Genomic DNA, 21,671 nt, shown 5'->3' with positions numbered 1-21,671 from the left:
GCGTTTCCGAGCAGCGGGTCAGACGCAGCAGGTTCAGGCTCTGGGGTCGAGTACCGTTCGGCATCCGCTCAAGCGCCGGTCGAGTGAGACTCGATCTTCTGTACGACGGAGGTGTGAAGACACCGGTCCGGGGGCGTGGAAGGCGGTGCGGCAAGGCCCTCAGAAACGAGGAAACCGCAGGTCACCGATGGTGCCTGCGGTTTCCGTTGTGGGTCATCAGGGGCTCGAACCCTGAACCAATGGATTAAAAGTCCACTGCTCTGCCAATTGAGCTAATGACCCGCACCCCCGCAGCATAGCTCGGCCGGGGGCCAACACCCGAGCCAATACCCTCCGGGAGCGAAAGGCCGTGCAACAACGCGGTGTTGCACGGCCCTCGTCACACGGCCGGATCAGCCGTTGCGCTTCCAGCGCGGCTTGTCGGCGCGGCGGTCGAAGGACCGGTCGTGCGAGCCGTGGGAGCGCTCGTACGGACGGCCGCCGGTGGCGCCGCCCCGGTGGTCGTCACGGCGGGCGGGACGCTCGTCGCGACGGTCCCGGTTGAACGGGCGGTCCCCGCCACGGTGGTTGTGGTCGCGGCGCTCGAAGGAACGGCCGCCACGGTCGTTGTCCCGGCGGTCGCGGTTGAAGCCACGGTCGTCACGGCGCTCATACGGACGGCCGCCACGGTCGTCCCGCCGGCCGAAGCCACCACGGTCGTCCTTGCGGTCGCGGTTGAACGGCCGGTCGTCGCGGCGATCGTCACGGCGGTCGTCACGGCGGTCCCGGTTGAAACCGCGGTCGCGGTCACCGTCCCGGCGGTCGCGGTTGAAGCCACGGTCGTCGCGACGGTCATCGCGCCGGTCCCGGTTGAAGCCGCGGTCGCGGTCGCCGTCCCGGCGGTCGAAGGACCGGCCACCCCGGTCGTTGTCCCGACGGTCGCGGTTGAACGGGCGGTCATCGCGGCGGTCGTCACGGCGGTCCCGGTTGAAACCGCGGTCGTCGCGACGCTCGTACGGACGGCCGCCACGGTCGTTGTCCCGACGGTCGTACGAGGAGCGGCGCGGCCCCTCGTCGTTCAGCGCGCCCTCGGCGGCCTCCGCGGCCTTCACCGCGGGCACGGTCTCGGGCTCCGCCGTGCGCTGCGCCGGCAGCGTCACACCGGCGGCGGCCTCGGCCACCACCTCGGTCCCGGCCGCGGCCGCAGGCTCCGCCGGAGCCACGGTCTCGCCGCGCTCGCGCGCCGCCCGCGCGGTCAGCCGGTCGGCCTCCTCGCGGAGCTCGACCGCGCGCCGCTGCGCCCGCTCCAGCTGCCGGGTGAGCTCCTGCGCCTCGCGCTCGGCCTGCTTGGCGGCGTTCGAGGCCGCCTCCGCCTGCACCTCGGTGAGCGAACGCGCGCCCGTGATCTGGGCCACGTCCTCGTCGAAGGCTCCGCCGCCACCGACGATGTGGCGGGAGGCGTCGACGCCCGCGTCCTCCATCAGCCGGAAGATCTGGCGGCGCTGGTGCGGCAGGGCCAGCGAGACGACGGTGCCGCTCTGACCCGCCCGCGCCGTACGGCCGGAGCGGTGCAGATAGTCCTTGTGGTCGCCGGCCGGGTCCACGTTCAGCACCAGGTCGATGCCGTCGACGTGGATACCGCGGGCGGCGACGTCCGTGGCGACGAGCACATTGACGTACCCGTCCTTGAAGTCGGCCAGGGTGCGGGTGCGGGCGCCCTGTGTCATGCCGCCGTGCAGCGCGTCGGCGCGTACGCCCGCGTCGCACAGCTGCTCCGCGACGCGGTCGGCGCCCAGCTGGGTCCGTACGAAGATGATGGTGCGGCCCTTGCGCGCCGCGATGGCGGCGGTGACCGGCGCCTTGTCCTTCGGCTTCACGACGAGCACATGGTGGGTCATGGTCGAGACGGCGCCCGCGGACGGGTCCACCTCGTGGGTGACCGGCTTGACCAGATACCGCTTGACCAGGGTGTCGATCTCGTTCTCGAGCGTCGCGGAGAACAGCAGCCGCTGCCCGCCCTGCGGCACCAGGTCGAGGATCTCGGTGACCTCGGGCAGGAAGCCCATGTCGGCCATCTGGTCGGCCTCGTCGAGGACCGCGATCTGCACCTTGTCCAGGGACGCGGCACCGCGCTCGATGATGTCGCGCAGTCGGCCCGGAGTGGCGACGAGGATGTCGACACCGCGCTCCAGCGCGTAGATCTGATTACCCATCGAGGTGCCGCCGCAGACGACCTTGAGCTTGAGGCCGAGGACATCGCCGTACGGCTGGAGCGCGTCGCTCACCTGCATCGCGAGCTCGCGGGTCGGGGTGAGGATGAGCCCGCGGGGGCGCTTCTTCTCGGTGTGGCCGCCGGCCAGCGTGGTCAGCAGCGGAAGGCCGAACGAGAGGGTCTTGCCGGAGCCGGTGCGGCCACGGCCGAGGATGTCGCGCCCGGCGAGCGCGTCGGGGATGGTCGCGGCCTGGATCGGGAACGGCGTGGTGACGCCGTTCTGCGCCAGCTTGCGGACGATCTGCTCGGGGAGGCCGAGGTCGGCGAATGTGATGTCGGGCGCCTTAGGGGTCTCGGGGGTTTCCGTGGCGGCCTGCTCGGATGACGGCGCGGCCTGCGCCTGTTCGTTCTGCTCGGCCTGCGCGGGCTGCTCGGGCTGCGTGGCCTGCTGATGCTGCTCGGTCTGCTCGGGCTGCTCGTGCTGTGCGGCCTGCTGCTGCTCGGCCTGCGCGGTCTGCTCGGGCTGTGCGGCCTGCTCGTTGCGCTCGCTCGGCTCGGCCGGGGCGGCGGTGGCGGCCGGGGCAGTCGGCTCGCTCGGCTCACTCGGCTCGTCGAGGGCGGGCATGACGGCGTGGTCAGTGGAAACGGACATGCGAAATGCGAAACCTTCCGGAGTCTCGGCACGCGCCCAAACTCCGTGTGGTGTCGCAATCGACCGCCTCTATGCGGTCAGCCACGGGATGGCAAGGAACGCGCCTCGCGGCGCACTTCTACGAGGCGCCGGGCAAATGGGATCAAACGATCTACCACCATACGCACCCTCACCCCTCAAGAGCAAATTCACTCCGTCCGCGCTGGACGGCGGCACTAGGGCCTTGGGCCCCGTCCGCTGGACCCGCCGGGTTCCGCGGGCCCTATGGGCCTCCTGAACCGTATGGGTACGGGGGCTAGCCCGCGGGCTGGTCCGACGGGGAGGCGGGCGCGCTCGGGGGCGGGGCGTCGGTCGGCTTCGGGTCCGGCGCGCTCGGCGGCGGGCTCGACGTCCGGGGCGCGGGCGGCGGGTCGGACGGGGCGTCGCCGCCCGGCTGGGGCGGAGCGGAGGGGTCCGGGCGATGGTGCGGGTCCCCGTGCTTACCGGGCGGGTCCGAGGGCTCGGCCTCGGGGTCGGTCGCGGAGGCCGAGGCCGACCGCTCCTCGCCGTCCCCCTTCTTCCCCTTCTCGCCCTTCTTCCCCTTCCCGTCCTTCTCGTCCCGGTCGGAGTCCGTGTACGCACGCCCCCGGCCGTCCGACCGCACCACGGCGCCGTCCGCGTCCGCCGCCCCGCCCTTCTGGTGGGAGCCGCGGTGTTTGTCCGGCCGTTCGGGGTCGCCGGAGATGCTCATGCAGCCGCCCAGCGCCATCGCGGCGGCCACCAGCGCCGCGACCGCCACGCCTCGCGCCGCGGCACGGGGCACACGCCGGGAGATCCGGGAGATCCGAGAGGAAAGGGGGGTACGGGGGGAACGGGGGGAACGGGCGGCGGTGCGAGAAGCGGGGGATCCGGGCACGGGGGATCCGGGCATGCGCGGGACACCTCCAGACAGCGGGGATGTGACGCCCTGCCCAACTGGCCCCGCCCCGTCCAGGACACGCCTATGGCACGGACCCGGCCCCTCGCGTAGACCGCGCATCCGGCGTCGGTCGTAGATAGGACGGCCGGAGGGCGGTGTCGGCGGCGACGGAAGGCCGGGTATCAGCAGCGCGCCGGAGTCGGCCGTAACCCCCGATCAACACCGATCAGCACCCTGTCCAGCGCCCTGGCCAGCGCCCCAGCCCAACGCCCCGATCAGCCGTAGCCGAGCGCGTGCAGCCGGGCGTCGTCGATCCCGAAGTGGTGCGCGATCTCATGGACCACGGTCACCTCGGTCTCCTGGACGACGTCCTCCCGCGTCTCGCTCATCCGCAGCGTCGGACCCCGGTAGACCGTGATCCGGTCCGGCAGGACGCCCGCGTACCACTCACCCCGGTCGGTGAGCGGCGTCCCCTCGTACAGCCCGAGCAGCTCGGGATCGTCCGCCGGCGGCTCGTCCTCCACGAACACGGCGACGTTGTCCATGAGCCGTGTCAGCTCCGGCGGAATCCGGTCCAGCGCCTCGGCGACCAGTTCCTCGAACTCCTCGCGCGTCATCTCCAGCACGAGGCCATTGTCGGGCAGCCGGGCCCGGAAGGGAGCGGTCCGCGCCAACGTATCCGCGCCGAACGCCGACGAGGCACCAGACCAGGCACCAGACCGGGCACCAGACGCACCACAGCCCAGCACGGCCAACCCCACCCCCGACCCCACCCCACCTGGCCCAGGCATACGCCCCCGCGCGGACGGGCATACGCGACCAATGGCCCGCGAACCGCTCCGGCTGCTCCGTGCCACCGCTCAGCGTGCACGTACCGCGGTCGTCCTCCCCCATCGCCGCATCCACCGCTTCCGCCGCCCCTCGCGGAAGCCCTCTCCCCGCCCCTCCCCCAAACCACCGGCGTTCGATCCCACGGCGCTCGACCCCGCCGCGCGCGCCCGGCCCCTCGTCCGCGCCTCCGGGCTGGCCGCCGTGACCGTCCTCGGTGCCTGGATCGGACTGCTGGTGGTCGGCAGCGTCCATATCTCCGTAGGTCCCATGGACACCCGGATGGCGCTGCGGCCGTCCCTCACCGGCGGCACCAAGATCAACGTGGCCCCGCTGGGCGCGCTCGAGCTGAACAGCCACCACGCCCCGCTCCGCCTGGACGTGGATGTGGACCGGCTCGACCCCATACGGTCCCAGGCCCTCGTCGACCATCCCGAGCGGCTCTCCGGGCTCCAGGACGAGGTCGCGAGCGATGTCACCCGCGGCACCCTCGGCCTCGCGGTCCGCTCCTGCGTCGCCGTCGTCTTCGGCGCCACCGCGCTGGGCCTGGCGGTCTACCGCCGCCCGCGCCGGGCGCTGACCGCCGGGGGGCTCGCGCTCACTCTGCTGGCCGCCTCCGGGAGCGCCGTCTACGCGACCTGGAACCCGAAGTCCGTCCTGGAGCCGCGCTACTCCGGGCTGCTCTCCAGCGCCCCCTCGGTGGTCGGCAACGCGCGCAGCATCGTGACCGACTTCGACGTCTATCAGCGGGAGTTGGCCCGGCTGGTGACCAATGTCACCCAGCTCTACGAGGCGACCTCGACACTCCCCGCGTACCAGCCCGATCCGACCACCATGCGGGTGCTGCACATCTCGGACGTCCATCTCAATCCGGCCGCATGGCACATCGTGGAGTCGCTGGTACGGCAGTACAAGGTCAACGTGATCATCGACACGGGCGACACGATGGACCACGGCACCTCCGCCGAGAACGGCTTCCTCGACCCCGTCTCCGACCTCGGCGCCCCCTATGTCTGGGTGCGCGGCAACCACGACTCGGCCTCGACCCAGCGCTACCTCGCCAAACGCAAGGGGGCGCATGTGGTGGACAACGGCGAGGTGATCAATGTCGCCGGGCTGCGGATCGCGGGCATCGGCGATCCGCAGTTCACCCCCGACCGCTCCGCCGCGGCCGCCGGTGACGCGGCCGAGCACAGCGCCGGACGGCTGCTGGCCGAGGCGATCCGGGACGGCAAGGCCGCCGGCACCCCGGTCGACATCGCCCTCGCCCACAACCCGATCGCCGCCCGGGAGACCGACGGCACCGTGCCGCTCGCCCTCACCGGCCATGTGCACCACCGCCGTACGGAGGTGCTCCCCGGCGGCACCCGGCTGATGACGGAGGGGTCGACGGGCGGCAGCGGACTGCGCGCGGTGGACGACGGCACACCGGACACGGTGCAGGCGTCGGTTCTCTACCTGGACCGGGACACGCGACGGCTCCAGGCGTGGGACGAGATCGATCTGGGCGGTCTGGGCCTCGCGAAGGCCGAGGTCAGCCGTCATCTGCCGGCCGAGAACCGCCCGGGGGCCACGCCGACACCCACCACTCCGTAAACCGTTTTGGCGAACGTCACCGGCATCCCATATGCTTCTCGCGTCCCCGAAAGCGCCGCAAGGCGCCCAGGTGGGCCATCGGCCCTCATCGTCTAGTGGCCCAGGACGCCGCCCTTTCAAGGCGGTAGCACGGGTTCGAATCCCGTTGGGGGCACCACCTTTCTCAGTCACCGCAGGTCAAAACGCACCTGCCGGTGACTTTTTTTGCGCGCACCACCTCCTCGCATTTGCGGAATGACTCCCTCCCCGGCGCGGTTGTAGATGGACGGCAGACCCGCCGCAGTCCCCACACGAGGGAGCGCAGATGACCGTCCAGGACGTCGACCGGGTGAGCTTCGCCGAAGAGTGGGAGCGGTGGCACCGCACACATGAGCAGGCACTCGCCGACCCCCACGGCTTTCTCGCGATCACCAGCCTGCGCTGGCTGAGCCCCGAGCCGACCCGCTTCGAGGACGCCCCCGGCGCCTGGTCCAGCGGCCCGGAGGGGGTGGTGGTCGAGCTGGCCGACGGCGAGGAGCTGACGGTGGACGGCACGGCGGTGCACGGCCGGTACGCCTTCGGGACCATCGCCGAACGGGACAGCGTGTACGCGGGGTACGGCGACGCGGTGATCGAGATCGCCAAGCGCGGCGGCCATGACATCGTCCGCCCCCGCCACCCCGGCAACCCCCTCCGCACCGCCTTCACCCACACCCCTGCCTATGCCCCCGACCCCCGCTGGGTCCGCGCCGGCCGCTACCTCCCCTTCGACGAGCCGCGCGCGATCACCGTGGGCGCCGCGGTGGAGGGACTGGAGCATGTCTACGACGCGCCCGGCCAGGTCGAGTTCGAAGTGGCCGGCGAGACGTACCGGCTCACCGCCTTCAACGGCAAGCGGCCCGGCAGCCTGATGGTCCTCCTCACCGACGCGACCTCGGGCGTGACCACGTACGCCGCCAACCGCTCCGTCCAGATCGACGCCCCCGACGACACCGGCCGGGTCACCCTCGACTTCAACCGCGCCACCAACCTCCCCTGCGCCTACACCGACCTCGCGACCTGCCCCCTGCCACCCACCGAGAACCGCCTCCCGGTGGCGATCGAGGCGGGCGAACGGATCCCCCTGGAACGCGGCGGCCGCCCCTGACCCCGGCGAAAACCGGCACACCTCCGACCGGGGCCACCCCGCCCGCTGAGCGGTCAGAACCCGGTCGGAGGTCTGATACGCTGATCCAGCGACAACGACGCGGCGGAGAAAAATCAAGGCCCCGGTTCGAAGGTCGCGAGGAGTGCGAATCCACGAGGGAAATCCCGTTGGGAGCGCACCCCACATGTGCGAGACTCGTGCTCGTACACGCAAGGTCCTGTGGAGCAGTTTGGAGTGCTCGCCACCCTGTCAAGGTGGAGGCCGCGGGTTCAAATCCCGTCAGGACCGCTGCGGCTGGGTAGCTCAGTTGGTACGAGCGTCCGCCTGAAAAGCGGAAGGTCGCCGGTTCGACCCCGGCCCCAGCCACCGCAGCCCTCACCAGGGCAAAGCCCCCTCCCAGTCCGTCCGGAGGGGGCTTCTTCGTTGCCTGTGACGCCTACGGCTGACGCCAACGGCGCCGAATCACCGGATCTACGCCAACCGGTCCTCCAGGCGGCCGAGCGCCTTCCGCTGCTCATCGAGCGAGGCGTGGGCGTAGACCTGCATGGTCACCCCGTGATCGCTGTGTCCGGCGATCTGCTGGACGACGTGCACCGGCACACCAAGATTCAGCAGCAGCGTGATGCAGGTGTGGCGGAGATCATGGAAGCGAAGGTCCAGGCCGAGCCGCTTCCGCACCGGGTCCCAGCTCCGGCGCAGGTTGTCCGGCTCGTACAGCGTCCCGATCCGGGACAGGAAGACCAGCCCGTTCTCCTGCCAGGCCATGCCAGCCGCCGCCCGCTCCTGCGCCTGACGCTCCTGGTGGGCGCGGAGGGCGGAGACGGCGAGGGGCGGGAGGGGGATGGTGCGCTCGGAGGACCGCGTCTTGGGCAGGACGAGCCGCAGCTCTCCCCCCGACGCGCTGGAGGTTGGTCAGCACGGTGAGGGTGCCGCGCTCCAGGTCCACCGCCGACCAGCGCAGGCCCAGCAGCGCACCGCGCCGCATGCCGAGGAGCAGTGCCAGGACGTAGAGGGCGTGCAGGCGGTGATCTCGGAGTTCCTTGAGCACCAGCTTGGCCTGAGCCGGTGAGAGCCCCTTGCCGGTCCGGTAGGAGGGCGCCGGGGTCTTCACGAGCTTCGCGACGTTCCGCATGATCAGCTCCTCGCGGACGGCGTGCTCCAGGGCGTTCCGCAGCACGGCGTGAATCGACTGGACCATGATGTGCCCAGGATCCCGAGAAGAAGTCACCCGAGCCCGCCGCTGGACCCGCGACATCCTCAGCAACCACCCCCGCGCCGACGACGCCGAATTGATCGTGAGCGAACTCGGCAGCAACGCCCTCACCCACACCGCCAGCGGCAGCCCCTACGGCACCTTCCAGCTCACGCTGTCCCTCTCACCCCGCACCGTCGCGATCTCCGTCACCGACGAGGGAGGCCACCCCGAAGAAGTCAGCCCTACGGAGGCCGACGCAGACGACACCCACGGCCGCGGATTAACCATCGTCATGGCACTCGCCCGCCGCCTGGACATCACCGGCAGCCAGCACGGCCGCACCGTCACCGCCCAACTCGTAGCACCCGAGCAGGCAGGAGCCACCACATGCTGAGGCCCCTGCTACGACCCGGCTACTGGTGCGAATGCTGGACGCGTTCACCAGCCACAGGACCCCGCTCGGTCCTGCTCGCCTCCATCGAAACCGACAGCCCCAGCGAGGCCACCCGATGGATCCGCGTCACCGTGCGAACCATCGCCACAGCACTCGACCGCGAAACAGCCCACGAGGCATGGGACTGGGTCGCCCACGGCTACAAGGAAGCCGAAGACGCCCTCAGGAGCAGGGAAGCAGCCACGTTCGCCCTCACCCAGTAAGACACCCACATCGAATGGATCCTCCGCCCGGTCACCTTCCTACCCCTCGCCCACCGCGAAGCCCAACGCCTTCCAGCATGCGCCGAACAGTTCACATGCCCCACCACACACAAGATCGCCCGCCACCAGGCCAACAGCTACTGAGTTACAACCTTCTCTACGGGTTCAAGTCGCCGCGCAAGCGCGGCGCGCGCGGCCCGGCGGCGCGGGCCGCCGCTCCTGTCTCCGCCCCGCTCCAGCCCGACCGCCAGGCCGCGCGCCAGCAGCAAGCACCTTGGCTGAGGAGAAGAGGTACGTCGTGGCTGGGGGTCGGCTCCACGGCTTTAGGCACCTCCCCGGTCCGGGTCCCGCGTCGGGCAAGGCCAGGGGGCCACTCGTGCTAATTGCGGGCAGGTCCAAAGCCTGCCCGAGTTGCCAACCAGCGTACGGCCCCCTGACCATGCCCGACCCCAGACCGGGCAGGCCACCGCCCAAACCCGCTCCACCGACCTACGTCCGAAGCCGTATCGGAACGGGAATTGGCAACTCTGAAAGTACAGGAAAATCGGCTTTTGCCAGATCATACACCGGAAGTCCAGAAAGCGACTCAACGGTCACAACTAGGGAAAAGTCCACAGGAGGAGAATCCCTCGTCAGCACCCCTCCTTCACGCGTGAGGAACTCAATATCAAGTCTCGGCAGATGGAGACTCCTTGCCCTTAGGCAATCCTGCCCCTGCATTACGGTCTCCCACTTGCCACCTCGACGACGACTAGATTCCGATGCTTTTGGACCCACCTTCTGAGAGCGAGTACTTGGCTGCTGGCTCATTTTCCAACCCTCTTCGAGAAGGGCTGCCACGCGATCCTCATCCTCTTGAATGTTGACCTTAACTGTACGCCTCGGATTTTCAGGATCGCGAAAGCTGTAGATCTCCGAGTGAGGGCGAAGTGTAAATTCCAGGCCCGACTCGGTGTACTCCACAGCCTCTGTGGGATCGGTAGGCGAAGCATAGGAAAGCGTCCATTTCATCTTCACCTTCCCCCTGTCAATTCCTCCAGGAACTGGCAGAGTGAACCCAAGTATTTGATCTCGATCAATTGCGGCTTGATAAAGTACGGTCACCTGCCGGTCAGAACAAGCGAGCGCGTTCGAAAAATCCGCCGGAAGTCGTCCGTGCCCCGATTCCAACACATTATTTGAATCGGCATGTGGCTCCGCAAAATGAATCGCGAAGGCCCGCAGGGCGGAGGCACTACAACGGTCTCCTAGCTGTGTGCTGAGCTTAGCCAGACCATGCGCTGCAAGCGGCGCAGCATAACTGGTACCCCAATCGTAGGAAAGACGCCCATCGCCCATCATTCGCGCAAAGGGGCGATCAGCATCCCCACCATAGGCCAGTACTGTCGGCTGAACCGTCGCACCTGGGCGGCCAGGACCAATCGCACTATACGACGACCTTGACCACATAATTTCCGGGTGCGGGCGGTCACAAGCGCCTACGCTAAGGCCGTTAGCCATATCAGCGGGCACCTGAACTCGGTTTTCCCCTTTATTAGCCTCCTCCCCATTATTCCCGGCAGCAACAACGAAGAGAATGTCTTTTTCATACGCCAACGCATCCAACACAGCCGTCCAACGATGCGGCTCGCCGTCATCCACTGGAACCTCGGGCCCAAGGCTGAGGTTAACGATCATTGCGTCGCTGTCCGCCACTCGCTTTTGAATTTGATCCAGAAGCCAGTAAAGCTCGACCCCGTCACTGTCGTGCCCGGGAATGCAACGGAAGTGAGTGGCACGCACCTGTGGAGACTGCAGACGGCTTCCCGCCTCAACATTCCCGTACAGAACAGCGCCCGTTACAGCGCTGCCGTGTTCTATGCACCCAGGGAAAGCCGACTTTTCAGTGAGTTCTATTTGGCTAACAGAACCTGCAAAGAAGTCGCTGCTAACGTCAACGCCGGCATCAAATATGAGAACCTCAGGAGCGTCAGACTCAGCGGGCGGCGGCGCAGGCTTCGAAACTCCAGGGGCCGATCGAAGCGGAATGGCTGGCACGGGACGGATGCGCGGCATCTTCCGTATTGAGCGCAACGGATTGAAAGCCGCAGCTTCTTTCGCTTTTCCTGATGGAAGAAGGACTGGCACAAATGTCAGTCCACCTACTACGTCACGCCTGTCACTGACGACTTCGCCCCCGAGGCTTCGAATGTACCGTTCAAATTTCCCAAAAATTTCACCTGATAGAGGCCGTCGTGAAATCCCGGGAAGATCAGGGTCCGGATGCAGAACCGCCTCGAATGCCTCACGTTCCTCGGCAGGTTCCGAAACGACGCCTGCCGACTCCTTTACGATCTCAGTCACCCGAGGGAGATGAATATCAGAAAATCTCCTGAGATCTTCTGCGGCCCCCTTTTCTCGGCGATCCAGGGTGTCCCCTGAGAGAATATGAGTCAGACGCTCAAGGCTATCATTATCACCAGCAATGATTAGGGACTTAGTCGGAACATCTAATTCCGTTCGACTACGCAGCACCAAATCGCCGGTCGCAGGACGGGACCCTAGGGCAGTGAGCCCAAGCAGTTTGACCAATTTTTCAGGAAAATAGCTATTCGCCAGATAATTCGGCAGGAGCTTTGCTTCAAAAACCACATGGTTCGCGCGTAATTTTTCATCTAGGGCACGCGCAGTGTTACGCAGCATCTGGGCCTGCGGGCCGAGGATTCTTTGCGAATCCGCCAATGTGTACGGATGATACTTGCTTCCGCCTCCACCCGCCCGGTCAATCATCTCCGACATGTGCTCTCCTCCTACGAGGATGCGCCCGCCAGACCCTTTATTCACTTCCCCGCCCCCCCAGGCAAATTACTACTGTTTACGTTCCTGGAACGCTAAAATTGCCCTACTGATAGTCGGATGACTCACACCGAGGATGCTCGCGATTTTCCGATTCGAAAGCCCTAGGTGCACGCTGGCCGCCACCGCCACATGCTCTCGGACTTGGGCATCCTCACCAGCCAGCGCGCGTAGTTTTGAAACAGCGAAGCGCACAAGGCCTTCCTCAAGGGAAGATAGGTCACCGTCTCGTACAATCGATTCTCGGGCTATGCCGTTGCACAACCGCACGATGTCTGAATGCGAAAGGCCGTCCGTCGCTAGGGCCACCAGGCCACATGTGTCAGCGGACACTTCAGTGGAAACAATCGTGGGCAGAGATGAGATCAGAAGCTTCCTCTCGTCGATTGCCGGAAGAGGGAGCTCTATCAGTACATCAAAGCGCCGAGAGATCGCCGAATCCAATAGTTCCTTATGATTCGTAGCGGCAATCAGAAAACTACCGGCTGGCCAACGGTCAAGTTCCAGCAGTAGAACATTGACCAGCCTCTTGAGTTCACCAACATCCGAATCATCCTCGCGACGCTTCGCCAAGGCATCAAATTCATCGATGAACAGCACGCATTCATTCTGCGCAGCGTAATCAAGGATGGATCGAAGGTTTCGCCCAGTACGTCCTAGGTAGCTGGACATCACCGAAGCCAAGTCGACGACCAATAGCGTCTGTTTCATCTGGCTGGCGATATGAGATGCGATGAGAGTCTTGCCAACGCCAGGCGGTCCGCTAAGGAGTACGCTACGCGAGGGCTGAAGCCCAACGTCCACCAACGCCTCACGCACTGGGCGTTCCGCAATGAGAGCATCCACACGTTGTCGCGTGGCTTCATCCAAGACGGGACCGTGACTCGCGGCAGTTTCCGTCACACGCAGCAGCACTTGGTTGGTCTCAGGATCTCGCGGAAGGTGCATTGCCTCCGGAGCCACTGCCCTGGCACCTTGCGCTACGTCGACTCCTCGGAGCGGATTCTGCCCCTGCGAAGCTGTAAGCAGAGCCCTCAGCTCCGCGCGCAGGGTCACAGCATGCTGCGCGTCCTCGGGCGGACGCCGCATGAGACGTCGACACTGCTCACGAACAGCCTGGGTGTCCGCCCTGAGACCAGCATCCATCAACTCAAGCAGTGCCCTCTCAGTCGGACTGAGGCCTGCCTTGCCCTGCCACGCTGACGCACCCATGGCGGGAAGGTTACCAAGAGGGCACAGCAACAACCAGGGGGGATGCCCCTGGTGGTTCGCAGACGTCACTCGATGAGGTCCGACTTACCACCCTAGCTCTAGATTCATCGTCCTACGTTGACGGCGTCCACCTAGCGCGGACCTCAAAGGTGGAGTCAGCCTTAACCTTTCCCACTAGTGGCACCCCCGCCTCTCCAGACAGAGATACCCCAAACGTGACCTCCAACTCGCTTGGTTGCGAGTCTCGGAACCGATCATGGATGGCTGCGGATACGTCTTCACAGGTCTGCACGATCGCCTCGCCCACGTCCCGAAGCCCACTGAGCGTCTGTTGAGCCGGCCGTCCAGCGCCTCGGAGCAGCTTCGACTCATCGAAGTTCTCGACCGCCAGGGGTGTGACTTCGACCAGGAAGAAGGAGTTACCTCCGGCAGACTCGACCTCTTTGTACACAGATCCCCCACTAAAGACTGATGACTACTAACCTTATGATCCCGTAAATCACGTCCGAGCGGGCGCATTTGGCATGTTCGCTGATCCACGAGCACGAGCGGTGCCTCGGGTGCCGCATCCGGGTCAAACGTCGTGGAACCGTGTCGCCTGAGGAAACACGCGAGTTCGGGGCGAAGAGGTCGCGTGACGCCAGCCGTGACGCCAACGGCCGCGTACGGCGACGGCAGCAGCGGACGTCAGCGGACCGTGTAGCCAGGCGAAACCGGCACCGGCAGCAGCCTTACTCGGCCTGAAAAGCGGAAGGTCCCCGGTTCTGCCGAATCTTGAAGTCCATCGAACCCCTTGAGCCGGGGTGTTGCGACGACCACTAGAACGGAAGGTCATCCGGAGGGGGCTTCTTCGTTAGCCCAGCAGCGATGTATCGCGTGCTCTGGCACACACCGTGAGAGCGCGGGCCCAGGCAGTGACATGCTGGGCATCGCGTCGGCGAAGGGGAGTGGGCTCATGCGGTGGACCGTCCACGGCGAACGGCAGATCTACAGCAACCCTTGGGTCAACCTGTGGCTCGTCGACGTACAGCAGCCCGACGGCCGCCGCTGGGAACACCATGTCGTGCGCATGCGGCATCTCGCCGTTGCCGCCGTGGTCGATGACCACAAGCGCGTCCTGATGATGTGGCGCCATCGGTTCATCACCGATGCCTGGGGCTGGGAGCTCCCCATGGGCCTCATCGAACCCGGCGAAACCCCGGAGGAGGCCGCCGCTCGCGAGGTCGAGGAGGAGACCGGCTGGCGGGTCGAGGCGATGAAGCCCCTGGTGTACGCACAGCCCGCGAACGGGATCACCGACTCCGAGCACCATGTCTTCCGCGCTGGTGGGGCCGTCTACGCCGGGCCGCCGACCGAGCTGAACGAATCGGACCGGATCGAGTGGATCCCCCTCTCGGATATCCGCGGGATGATCGACCGCCGTGAGATCGTCAGTAGCGGCAGTCTGGTCGGCCTGCTGTATCTGCTGCTGGACGAAGCGGCCAAGAACGCCGACTAGCCAAGTACGTCTCGCATCCGCTGCTCGAACCTGATCACCGGAGCCTCGCGGGCATACGGAGCCAGACGCCGGTGGAATTCGTGGATATGCCCAGCGACCCGAGGTGAGTCGATCACGGCGCTCAGATCGAGTGCGAGTTCGGCGCTGTGACACGCGTCGCCGAGCTTGCCCTGCTCGAGCTGGGTGCTGGCCAGCCAGAAGGCGTGGAGGGCCCGTCCGCGCTGCTGTGCGGACGCTTCCCGACGCAGCCCCTCCGCGATGAGAGGTTCGGCTCGCGGTGCCTCGCCGAGACGGGCCAGGGCGATTCCGGTGTCGATGATGAGCTTGGTCTCGTCGAAATAGCGCACCCAGGAGGGCGCTTCGTCCGTCCGGCCGCGTGCGCGTTCGAAGGAGTCGCGGGAACGGTCGATGGCCTGATGGCAGGCGGAAGCGTCGCGAAGAGTGGCATGGGCGAACGCTTCGCGCATATGCAGCATGGACATCACCAGAGGCTGGTCGCCGACCGCTCGGGCGACGTCCTGAGCCTTGCAGGCGAGAGCCATGGCCTCCGCTGGATTGCCGTCATAGGTGGCCTGAAGGCTCATGCAGGAGAGCACATTGGCCATGAAGAGGCGATCTTCCTGCCCCCGCGAGAGGCCGAGGGCTTGGCTGAAGTAGATGCGTGCCGTGCTGTACTGACAGGCGTCGAAGTACGCCCAGCCCGCTAGCCGGGCCAGCTCCGCGGCGAGGGATCGAAGGTCTCGGCTCAGGGCCTCCCCGGCATGTCGCATCACCTGTGTGACGTAGGTGAGGTTTCCGACGACGGCAGGCCGTAGCGGCGCGCCACCATGCTCATCGTCCCGACGCCAGTAGTCCTCCACTGAGGAGCGCAGCGCGGTGAGCGTGGAGCGGGTGACCTGTGAATCGGCCAGTGGCAGTAGGTGGTCCAGGGTCTTCCCGGAGGCAGGACCGGTATCCGTTGCCCCCTGCGCAAGCCGTGGCGCGGATACCAGGCTCCGCTCGCCCTTCGGGGCCGGCCCAGGGATCTCCCAGGGCCGGTGTGCGAGGCCCAGCATGCCACCGGGAATGCGCAGTCCATCGGCGACTCTCTCCAGCACGTCGATATGGGCCAGACCACGACGTCCAGCCATGATCTCGCCGACCCTGCTGGGCGTCATGCCACAAAGGGTGGCGATACGCGAGGGGTAGATCCCTGCCTTGATCTTGACCAGTTGGAAGATGCGGGTGAAGTCGCGTTTCTTGCATGCGTCCTGCCACTCAGGGCTGGCCAACAAGGCTGGTGGCAACACCCGATGAGGCTGCGGTGCGGGCACGTGTGCCCCTCTCCCTCGTCCCACGGCAGTGTGCTGTCCGGGCGGTCAAGCGCTGATGATTTTACCCACGTTGGGTAATCACCATGACCTGTTTCAGTGACACCCGTTGCGATGAGCTGGCCCTCTGGAACCACCCGCGACGAGGGGACGCGATGCTCCCGATGACCAACGACAACCAGCAACAGACCATGGCCCAGCGCTGGGCGATGCAGTTCACCTCCACGCCCAGGTGCGTCCGTCTCGTCCGGAGCCTGGTCAACAAAACCCTGCTGAGCTGGGGCTACGGACGAGAAGACATCGACCGTACGGTCCTGGTCTGTAGCGAGCTGGCAGCCAATGCCGTGCGGCACGGCCACAGGCACGGTCACCGCTTCGAAGTCCGTTTGAGCGGCGAAGGTGCCACGTGCCTGGTCGAGGTCTCCGACCCCCTCAGCCGTCGGTTGCCCCGCCTCTTGGAGACCAGCGATGAGGACGAGCACGGTCGAGGTCTCCAACTCGTCTCCGCGCTTGCCAAGGAAATGGGACACCGCGCCCGCAACCCCATCGGCAAGACCGTCTGGGCCCGCCTGTCCCTGGTCACCCCGGAGGAGGAAACCCGTGCATAAGCTGATCGCCGCGCCGTTCCTCGATCATCATCTCCTCGTACGCCCCGGCAGCACCAAGGCCGCCCGGCTCCCGGCCACCGCATACCGGGAGTTGGAGACGGCCGTAGCCTCCGGTGCTGAATCACCCGGTTGGCTGGTGGATGTGGCATGGAATGCCTGGCACGTGGATCTCCACGACCACAGCATCCGCGACACCGTCCTCGTCCGCTCCCCCTCGCCGTACGGTTACGGACGGGCGTCGTACGAGTTGAACCTGGGCTGCAACTACGACTGCGAGCATTGCTACCTAGGTCTCAAGCGGTTCTCGGGGCTCGAGTGGTCCGAGCGCGAACGACTGCTGCGGATCATCCACGACGCCGGCGTGCTGTGGCTCCAGCTCACCGGCGGCGAGCCAATGATCGACAAGCTGTTCCCCGAGACGTACCAGCGGGCGCACGAGCTGGGCATGATGGTCGAGATCCTCACCAACGGCTCCCGCCTCGCCACCCCGAAGAACCTCAGCTTGCTCACGGAGCGCCGCCCGAACCGGATCACGCTCAGCCTCTACGGCGCCACGGAGGAGTCTTACGACGGGCTCACCCGCCGCAAGGGTGCGTACCGGATGTTCATGAAGGGCCTGAACGCCGCCCATGAGGCCGGGCTGCCGCTCGATCTGGCGCTGATCATTACCCGGCACAACGCCCACGAGAGCGACCGGATGCGCGCCTTCGCGGACCAGTGCGGCCTGCCGTACCGGGAGTACACCCGTATGTCCCCGACCATCTACGGCGGCGCCGAGACGCTCGCCTCCCAGGCACCGGACTACCTCACCGACCGTGAACCATTCCGCGGATGCAACGCCGGCCACACCTTCTTCCACGTCGACCCACACGGCATGGCGTCCATCTGCAAGGTCGGCCGCGACAACGCGATTCCTTTGCTGGCCGAAGGAGTCGAGGGCCTCAGCCGCCTGGGCGGTGTCGCCGATTCCCTGATGCTTCGCACCGGTGGCTGCTCCGGCTGCCGGCTCTCCGGCACCTGCCGGGTATGCAGGCCGCTGGCCAAGGTCTACCAGGAGGCGAAGGCACCACTGCACATCTACTGCCAACACACCGCGAAAGGAAGCTGAACCATGACAACGGTGATGGTCGAGATCACGCCGCACCGCCCCAGAGATGCTGACATCAAAGAGGACATCGTGATCCTCGACGACGTCGAGACCTTCGCCCGGGCCGCCACTCCTGGCTGCGGCGACGACAACCCCTACAACTGATCACTCGTGGCGGGGCCTTCCGACGTGTTCATGCGCCGGAAGGCCCCTTGCGCACGTCCCGTCTGAAAGCCTTTCCTCCATGGCCTTGACCCCCGTCGCCTTCGACGACCTTCCCCTCTCGGTCCGTAGCGCGATTGAAGCCGAGACAGGCACGGTTCTTGAGGCCGAGGCGGTTACCGCCGGCAAGAACAGCGCTCTTTCGGCACGCGTTCACACCACCGGAGGGACCGTTTTTCTCAAGGGACTGAAGAGCGAGCACCGTTGGGTTTGGACCCAACGGCGCGAGGCGGATATCAACCCGTATGTCATACCCTTGGCTCCCCGCGTGCTCTTCCACCTCGTCGTCGAAGGTTGGAACATCCTCGGCTTCGAACTACTCGACGGCCGTCACGCCGACTACTCCCCCGGCTCGCCGGACATCCCGAAAGTCGTCCAAGCTCTACGCAGGCTCGACGAGATGCCCTGCCCCAACCTCGATCTCCGCCAAGCGGAACAGCGCCTGTCCAGGTACGTCGCCCACCCGGCCGACGCGAAAGCGTTCGCGGGCGATGCCCTGCTCCACACCGACTGGAACAACCACAACGTCCTCATCACCGGTGGCCGCGCCCGCCTCGTCGACTGGGGCTGGGCCACCCGAGGAGCCGCCTGGCTCGACCCCGCCTACTGGATCATCTGGCTCATCGCCTCCGGGCACAGCCCAGCCCAAGCCGAAGAGATTGGGCAAGGCGTCCCCGCCTGGGCCACAGCGCCCCCCTCAGCCGTGGATCTCTTCGTCGACGCGAACGCAGCGCTGTGGGCTGAAATCGCGGGGGACTCCCCGGACGACTGGACAGCGCGCCTGCGGTCGGCGGCGGCGAGGTGGCAACGCCACCGACGTGGGTGACCTTCCGATGACCTTCTTGCCCGGCGGGCAGGTGCTTCTTCGGGGTCACGTCTCGGTGAGCGGAACGTCGGCATTCCCCCCACGAGAGCCAGCGGCCAACAATCCCCCAACACACCCGAGCCGCAGGTCTTGATCCCGTTCGAAGCGCGATGTTCGACTCGCGCGATCCGGTGCTGATCTTCGTGGCGCTCTTCGTGGCCGTCGTGATCGGCCACGGGGCGATGATCGGCACCCAGCCGGCGTTCTTCACCGAGCTCTTCGCCAGCCGGGTGGCCTATAGCGGGCTCACCCTGGGGCATGAGCTCGCGTCGATGATCGTCGGCGGGTTCTCGCCCATCGTCGCCACCGCGCTGCTCGCCTGGGCGGGCGCGTCCTGGCCGGGCGCGCTGTTCATGATCGGTATGGGCATCGTCACCGTGATCGCCGTGGCGGCCGCTCCCGAGGCCAACCCGCGCGTCCGGGAGGAACGCGAGGCTCCGGAGGAAGCCGAGGTGGAGTCCCAGGCCGTCTGACGGGCCCGTCCCTCCCGGCGAGCCGGTCCCTCGCGGAAGGCCCGGCGAGCCGGTTCCTCGCGGAGGGCTCACCGCGCGCCGACGGCGGCCTCCCGTCCGACGGTATCGGCCGTTCGCGCCGTACGCTGGGCGGATGACGCGGCTGATCGTGGCGGGCGGAGGTGGCGGGGACGCCGTTGCCGCCACGGTGATCGACCGGGCCCTGTACGGGGACGGGACGGCGGACGACCGGGCGGTGGTCCTGACCTACGCCTGGGACCGGCTGCTCGTCGACCCCGTCCCCGGCCCCCGGCGAGCGGCCGACTTCACCGGGCTGCGGGCGCTGACGCCGAGCGTGTACGCCGTGCCCGAGGACGCGAGACCGGTGGCGCCGGCCGGGTCCACGCTGCCCCGGCTGGCCGCCGAGCTGCCGCACACCTTCGCCCTGCTCGACCCCCACCACGGTGTGGCGGGCATGGTCCGGCAGCTGGAGGAGCTGATCGAGCACCTGGCCCCGGCATCGATCGACCTGCTGGACGTGGGCGGCGACATCCTCGCGCGAGGGGATGAACCGACGCTGCGAAGTCCGCTCGGGGACGCGCTCTCACTCGCCGCCTGTGCGCAGGTGAACGCGGAGATTCGGCTGCTGGTCGCCGGTCCTGGGCTGGACGGGGAGATTCCGGTGGCGGTGCTGCGCGAACGGCTGGCGGCGGTGGTCCATACGCTGACCGCCGAGGACGTCGCACCCATCGGCCCCGTCATGGAGTGGCATCCGTCGGAGGCCACCGGGATGCTCACCGCCACGGCGCGGGGGGTGCGCGGGCTGTGCGAGGTACGGGACGCGGGGCTCACCATTCCCCTGACGGACGACGCACCCGTGGTCCATCAGGCGGATCTCGACGCCGCCTTCCGCCGGAACCGGCTCGCCCAGGCCGTCGCCGACACGACCGGCCTCGCCGAGGCGGAGCGGCACTGCCGCGACATCTGCGGATGCTCGGAGATCGACTACGAGCGGGAGAAGGCCGCGCGGCTCGGGGCGGCGCCCGAGGGGCCGTTCCGGCCCAGGGCCGTACTCGCCGGGGTCGCCCGCTTCGCGGAGGAGGCCCGCGCCCGCGGGGTCAGCCACACCACGTTCCGCCGGCTCACCGAGGCCCTCGGGCTGAGCGGAGTCCAACGCGCGGATCTGCGGGCCCTGCTGATCGGGACTCAGCCGGAGCACTACGACGCCCCGCTGTGGCGGCTGTGATCCCCCGGATGGGCTATAGTTGATCTCGCAACGCCGCCTCGGAGGGCGGGAGTTGATGCGTCGGTCGTCTAAGGAAAGATACTCGTCTCCAAACGAGGGATGTAGGTGCAAGGCCTGCTCGGCGCTCTGTAAGAGAGTCCCTCCCCTGATCATCAGGGGAGGGACTTTTTTCGTATATCTCCCCGTCAGCACCGTGTCGGCGTCGCCCTCGGCGGTCGTCCGCCCGGGTGGCGGTGGCGCCAGGTCCAGAAGACCACCGCGGACACCAGGCACCAGCACACCAGCACCAGGAAGGGAAAGGCGTGCTGGTGGGCGTGGAAGTAGATCGCAGTGTGCTGGGCGTTGACCGAGGCACCCGGCGGGAGCCAGCGGCCGATGGTGCCGAGGAGCGAGGGGAGCAGGGGCCAGGAGACGGCGCCTCCGGAGGACGGGTTGCCCAGCAACACCAGCAGGCCCCAGGTGGGGATGAGCGCCCATCGCCCGAAGAGGACGTTGAACATGGAGAACACCAGCCCCGAGGTGAACATCGTCAGCGCCAGGATCCCCCAGGACTCCGGGAAGGGAAGCGTCAGCGCGCCCAGCCCCTCGTCGACGATCACCGCGATCGTGAACGCGCCGAGCAGGGCGTACGCGACCATGAAGGCGACCCGCTCGGCCGGGTTGAGCGTGGAGGCGTTCACGCTGAGCTGGATGGCGCCGAGGAAGCCGATGATCGTGGCGGCCAGGGAGATGTAGAAGACCGCGAGGCCGCGCGGATCGCCGGGCTGTAGCGGTTTCACGTCCCTGACCGTGACCGGCACTCCGGTGACCCGGCCGACCTTGGCGGCGGTCTGGCCGAGCAACTGGGCGACGGTGGCCCCGGCCGCGCTCGCGACGTCCATCTGGACGCCGCGGCCGTGCCTCTCCAGGACCGTGAAGACCCGCTGCTCCTCCAGGGACCAGCGGGCCTTCGCATAGTTGGGGTAGGGGTGCACCCGGAGGGAGGCGTTCAGGGCCTGCTCCATCCCGGCGAGGAACCGCTTCATCGGGGCGTCGCCATGCTCGGTGACCACGACGGCGGCGGGGATGTTCCGGGGGGTGGGGTTCGCGAAGGCGTAGGTGTACGAGCCCGCGAAGAGCCCCGCACCCGCGGAGATGATCAGCACGATGACGGTGGCGGGGAAGTAGGGGGACCGCTTGAAGGACATCCACAC

At 67.2% G+C, this 21,671-nt stretch carries 21 protein-coding genes and 4 tRNA genes; 15 read left to right on the top strand and 10 right to left on the bottom strand.

Annotated features, from left to right (window positions below; genetic code table 11):
• Positions 1-209: 209 nt before the first annotated feature.
• From AB0E24_RS14180 to AB0E24_RS14165, 4 genes are all read right to left on the bottom strand, one after another.
• Positions 210-282 (bottom strand) — tRNA-Lys (locus AB0E24_RS14180).
• Between the two features lie 110 nt (positions 283-392).
• Positions 393-2,843 (bottom strand): DEAD/DEAH box helicase, encoded by a 2,451-nt coding sequence (locus AB0E24_RS14175; RefSeq protein WP_359376959.1) that lies wholly within the window; start codon positions 2,841-2,843, stop codon positions 393-395.
• Positions 2,844-3,138: 295 nt separating this feature from the next.
• Positions 3,139-3,645, bottom strand: a complete 507-nt coding sequence (locus AB0E24_RS14170) for a hypothetical protein (protein ID WP_359376956.1) — start codon at positions 3,643-3,645, stop codon at positions 3,139-3,141.
• A 371-nt stretch (positions 3,646-4,016) separates the two neighbouring features.
• Positions 4,017-4,367, bottom strand: coding sequence for a metallopeptidase family protein (locus tag AB0E24_RS14165; protein ID WP_180990685.1), 351 nt, complete (start codon positions 4,365-4,367; stop codon positions 4,017-4,019).
• Positions 4,368-4,563: 196 nt separating this feature from the next.
• On the opposite strand from AB0E24_RS14165, the gene AB0E24_RS14160 reads away from it, so the two are divergent.
• The 5 genes from AB0E24_RS14160 (at position 4,564) to AB0E24_RS14140 (ending at position 7,657) form a co-directional block, all read left to right on the top strand.
• A complete protein-coding gene (locus AB0E24_RS14160) occupies positions 4,564-6,165 on the top strand; it encodes a metallophosphoesterase family protein (RefSeq protein ID WP_359376952.1) in 1,602 nt (533 codons plus the stop codon).
• An 81-nt stretch (positions 6,166-6,246) separates the two neighbouring features.
• Positions 6,247-6,322 (top strand) — tRNA-Glu (locus AB0E24_RS14155).
• A gap of 147 nt (positions 6,323-6,469) precedes the next feature.
• Entirely contained in the window at positions 6,470-7,291 is an 822-nt protein-coding gene (locus tag AB0E24_RS14150) for a DUF1684 domain-containing protein (RefSeq protein WP_283885439.1), read from the top strand.
• 213 nt (positions 7,292-7,504) lie between these two features.
• Positions 7,505-7,579: transfer RNA gene (locus AB0E24_RS14145), tRNA-Asp, on the top strand.
• A gap of 4 nt (positions 7,580-7,583) precedes the next feature.
• Positions 7,584-7,657, top strand: a tRNA-Phe gene (locus AB0E24_RS14140).
• A gap of 105 nt (positions 7,658-7,762) precedes the next feature.
• Here AB0E24_RS14140 and AB0E24_RS14135 read toward each other — a convergent pair.
• On the bottom strand, positions 7,763-8,134 hold the full coding sequence (locus AB0E24_RS14135; protein ID WP_359377051.1) for a tyrosine-type recombinase/integrase: 372 nt from the start codon (positions 8,132-8,134) through the stop codon (positions 7,763-7,765).
• A 22-nt stretch (positions 8,135-8,156) separates the two neighbouring features.
• On the opposite strand from AB0E24_RS14135, the gene AB0E24_RS14130 reads away from it, so the two are divergent.
• The 3 genes from AB0E24_RS14130 (at position 8,157) to AB0E24_RS14120 (ending at position 9,143) form a co-directional block, all read left to right on the top strand.
• The gene (locus AB0E24_RS14130; RefSeq protein WP_359376949.1) at positions 8,157-8,360 is read left to right on the top strand and encodes a hypothetical protein; all 204 of its coding nucleotides are present in this window, start codon (positions 8,157-8,159) and stop codon (positions 8,358-8,360) included.
• Between the two features lie 127 nt (positions 8,361-8,487).
• Complete coding sequence (locus AB0E24_RS14125) at positions 8,488-8,880, top strand: ATP-binding protein (protein WP_359376946.1); 393 nt, start codon at positions 8,488-8,490, stop codon at positions 8,878-8,880.
• Complete coding sequence (locus AB0E24_RS14120) at positions 8,874-9,143, top strand: hypothetical protein (protein WP_359376944.1); 270 nt, start codon at positions 8,874-8,876, stop codon at positions 9,141-9,143. Before AB0E24_RS14125 ends, AB0E24_RS14120 begins: the two co-directional genes overlap by 7 nt.
• A gap of 489 nt (positions 9,144-9,632) precedes the next feature.
• Here the strand turns inward: AB0E24_RS14120 and AB0E24_RS14115 are convergent, their stop codons facing one another.
• The 3 genes from AB0E24_RS14115 to AB0E24_RS14105 all read right to left on the bottom strand — a co-directional run bounded on the left by AB0E24_RS14115 (position 9,633) and on the right by AB0E24_RS14105 (position 13,641).
• Entirely contained in the window at positions 9,633-11,921 is a 2,289-nt protein-coding gene (locus AB0E24_RS14115; RefSeq protein ID WP_359376941.1) for a S8 family peptidase, read from the bottom strand.
• A gap of 69 nt (positions 11,922-11,990) precedes the next feature.
• On the bottom strand, positions 11,991-12,848 hold the full coding sequence (locus AB0E24_RS14110) for an AAA family ATPase (protein ID WP_359376938.1): 858 nt from the start codon (positions 12,846-12,848) through the stop codon (positions 11,991-11,993).
• 454 nt (positions 12,849-13,302) lie between these two features.
• Positions 13,303-13,641 carry a CU044_2847 family protein gene (locus tag AB0E24_RS14105; protein ID WP_359376935.1) on the bottom strand — a complete coding sequence of 113 codons (339 nt, stop codon included), beginning with the start codon at positions 13,639-13,641 and terminating at the stop codon, positions 13,303-13,305.
• Between the two features lie 504 nt (positions 13,642-14,145).
• Between AB0E24_RS14105 and AB0E24_RS14100 the strand changes: the two genes are divergently transcribed.
• Complete coding sequence (locus AB0E24_RS14100; protein WP_232638923.1) at positions 14,146-14,688, top strand: NUDIX hydrolase; 543 nt, start codon at positions 14,146-14,148, stop codon at positions 14,686-14,688.
• Here AB0E24_RS14100 and AB0E24_RS14095 read toward each other — a convergent pair.
• On the bottom strand, positions 14,685-16,001 hold the full coding sequence (locus tag AB0E24_RS14095; protein ID WP_359376932.1) for an NsdA family TPR-like regulatory protein: 1,317 nt from the start codon (positions 15,999-16,001) through the stop codon (positions 14,685-14,687). The two genes, AB0E24_RS14100 and AB0E24_RS14095, sit on opposite strands and share 4 nt — an antisense overlap.
• Before the next feature lie 83 nt (positions 16,002-16,084).
• On the opposite strand from AB0E24_RS14095, the gene AB0E24_RS14090 reads away from it, so the two are divergent.
• The 6 genes from AB0E24_RS14090 (at position 16,085) to AB0E24_RS14065 (ending at position 20,478) form a co-directional block, all read left to right on the top strand.
• A complete protein-coding gene (locus tag AB0E24_RS14090; RefSeq protein ID WP_254645715.1) occupies positions 16,085-16,606 on the top strand; it encodes an ATP-binding protein in 522 nt (173 codons plus the stop codon).
• Complete coding sequence (locus AB0E24_RS14085) at positions 16,599-17,714, top strand: radical SAM protein (RefSeq protein ID WP_099014438.1); 1,116 nt, start codon at positions 16,599-16,601, stop codon at positions 17,712-17,714. Before AB0E24_RS14090 ends, AB0E24_RS14085 begins: the two co-directional genes overlap by 8 nt.
• Positions 17,715-17,717: 3 nt before the next feature.
• A complete protein-coding gene (locus tag AB0E24_RS14080) occupies positions 17,718-17,858 on the top strand; it encodes a hypothetical protein (RefSeq protein WP_167746846.1) in 141 nt (46 codons plus the stop codon).
• 79 nt (positions 17,859-17,937) lie between these two features.
• Entirely contained in the window at positions 17,938-18,741 is an 804-nt protein-coding gene (locus AB0E24_RS14075) for a protein kinase family protein (protein WP_079258428.1), read from the top strand.
• Positions 18,742-18,890: 149 nt separating this feature from the next.
• Positions 18,891-19,253 (top strand): MFS transporter, encoded by a 363-nt coding sequence (locus AB0E24_RS14070; RefSeq protein WP_359376926.1) that lies wholly within the window; start codon positions 18,891-18,893, stop codon positions 19,251-19,253.
• 133 nt (positions 19,254-19,386) lie between these two features.
• Positions 19,387-20,478, top strand: a complete 1,092-nt coding sequence (locus AB0E24_RS14065; RefSeq protein WP_102935302.1) for a DUF1152 domain-containing protein — start codon at positions 19,387-19,389, stop codon at positions 20,476-20,478.
• Between the two features lie 185 nt (positions 20,479-20,663).
• Here the strand turns inward: AB0E24_RS14065 and AB0E24_RS14060 are convergent, their stop codons facing one another.
• Positions 20,664-21,665: an ABC-2 transporter permease gene (locus tag AB0E24_RS14060; RefSeq protein ID WP_251773721.1), complete on the bottom strand. Its 1,002-nt coding sequence runs from the start codon at positions 21,663-21,665 to the stop codon at positions 20,664-20,666.
• Between the last annotated feature and the right edge of the window lie 6 nt (positions 21,666-21,671).

Origin of the sequence: Streptomyces malaysiensis subsp. malaysiensis, assembly GCF_040653035.1 — a bacterium.
GTDB lineage: Bacteria > Actinomycetota > Actinomycetes > Streptomycetales > Streptomycetaceae > Streptomyces > Streptomyces malaysiensis.
The sequence above is the reverse complement of the archived record's forward strand: the minus strand, read 5'-3'. Positions and strand labels throughout refer to the sequence as shown.

Bases quoted from the DNA above. Each gene is read 5' to 3' on its own strand.
- AB0E24_RS14175 (WP_359376959.1), bottom strand. From the start codon at position 2,843: ATGTCCGTTTCCACTGACCACGCCGTCATGCCCGCCCTCGACGAGCCG.
- AB0E24_RS14160 (WP_359376952.1), top strand. From the start codon at position 4,564: ATGGCCCGCGAACCGCTCCGGCTGCTCCGTGCCACCGCTCAGCGTGCA.
- AB0E24_RS14150 (WP_283885439.1), top strand. From the start codon at position 6,470: ATGACCGTCCAGGACGTCGACCGGGTGAGCTTCGCCGAAGAGTGGGAG.
- AB0E24_RS14125 (WP_359376946.1), top strand. From the start codon at position 8,488: ATGATGTGCCCAGGATCCCGAGAAGAAGTCACCCGAGCCCGCCGCTGG.
- AB0E24_RS14120 (WP_359376944.1), top strand. From the start codon at position 8,874: ATGCTGAGGCCCCTGCTACGACCCGGCTACTGGTGCGAATGCTGGACG.
- AB0E24_RS14115 (WP_359376941.1), bottom strand. From the start codon at position 11,921: ATGTCGGAGATGATTGACCGGGCGGGTGGAGGCGGAAGCAAGTATCAT.
- AB0E24_RS14100 (WP_232638923.1), top strand. From the start codon at position 14,146: ATGCGGTGGACCGTCCACGGCGAACGGCAGATCTACAGCAACCCTTGG.
- AB0E24_RS14090 (WP_254645715.1), top strand. From the start codon at position 16,085: ATGACCTGTTTCAGTGACACCCGTTGCGATGAGCTGGCCCTCTGGAAC.
- AB0E24_RS14080 (WP_167746846.1), top strand. From the start codon at position 17,718: ATGACAACGGTGATGGTCGAGATCACGCCGCACCGCCCCAGAGATGCT.
- AB0E24_RS14075 (WP_079258428.1), top strand. From the start codon at position 17,938: ATGGCCTTGACCCCCGTCGCCTTCGACGACCTTCCCCTCTCGGTCCGT.
- AB0E24_RS14070 (WP_359376926.1), top strand. From the start codon at position 18,891: ATGTTCGACTCGCGCGATCCGGTGCTGATCTTCGTGGCGCTCTTCGTG.
- AB0E24_RS14065 (WP_102935302.1), top strand. From the start codon at position 19,387: ATGACGCGGCTGATCGTGGCGGGCGGAGGTGGCGGGGACGCCGTTGCC.
- AB0E24_RS14060 (WP_251773721.1), bottom strand. From the start codon at position 21,665: ATGTCCTTCAAGCGGTCCCCCTACTTCCCCGCCACCGTCATCGTGCTG.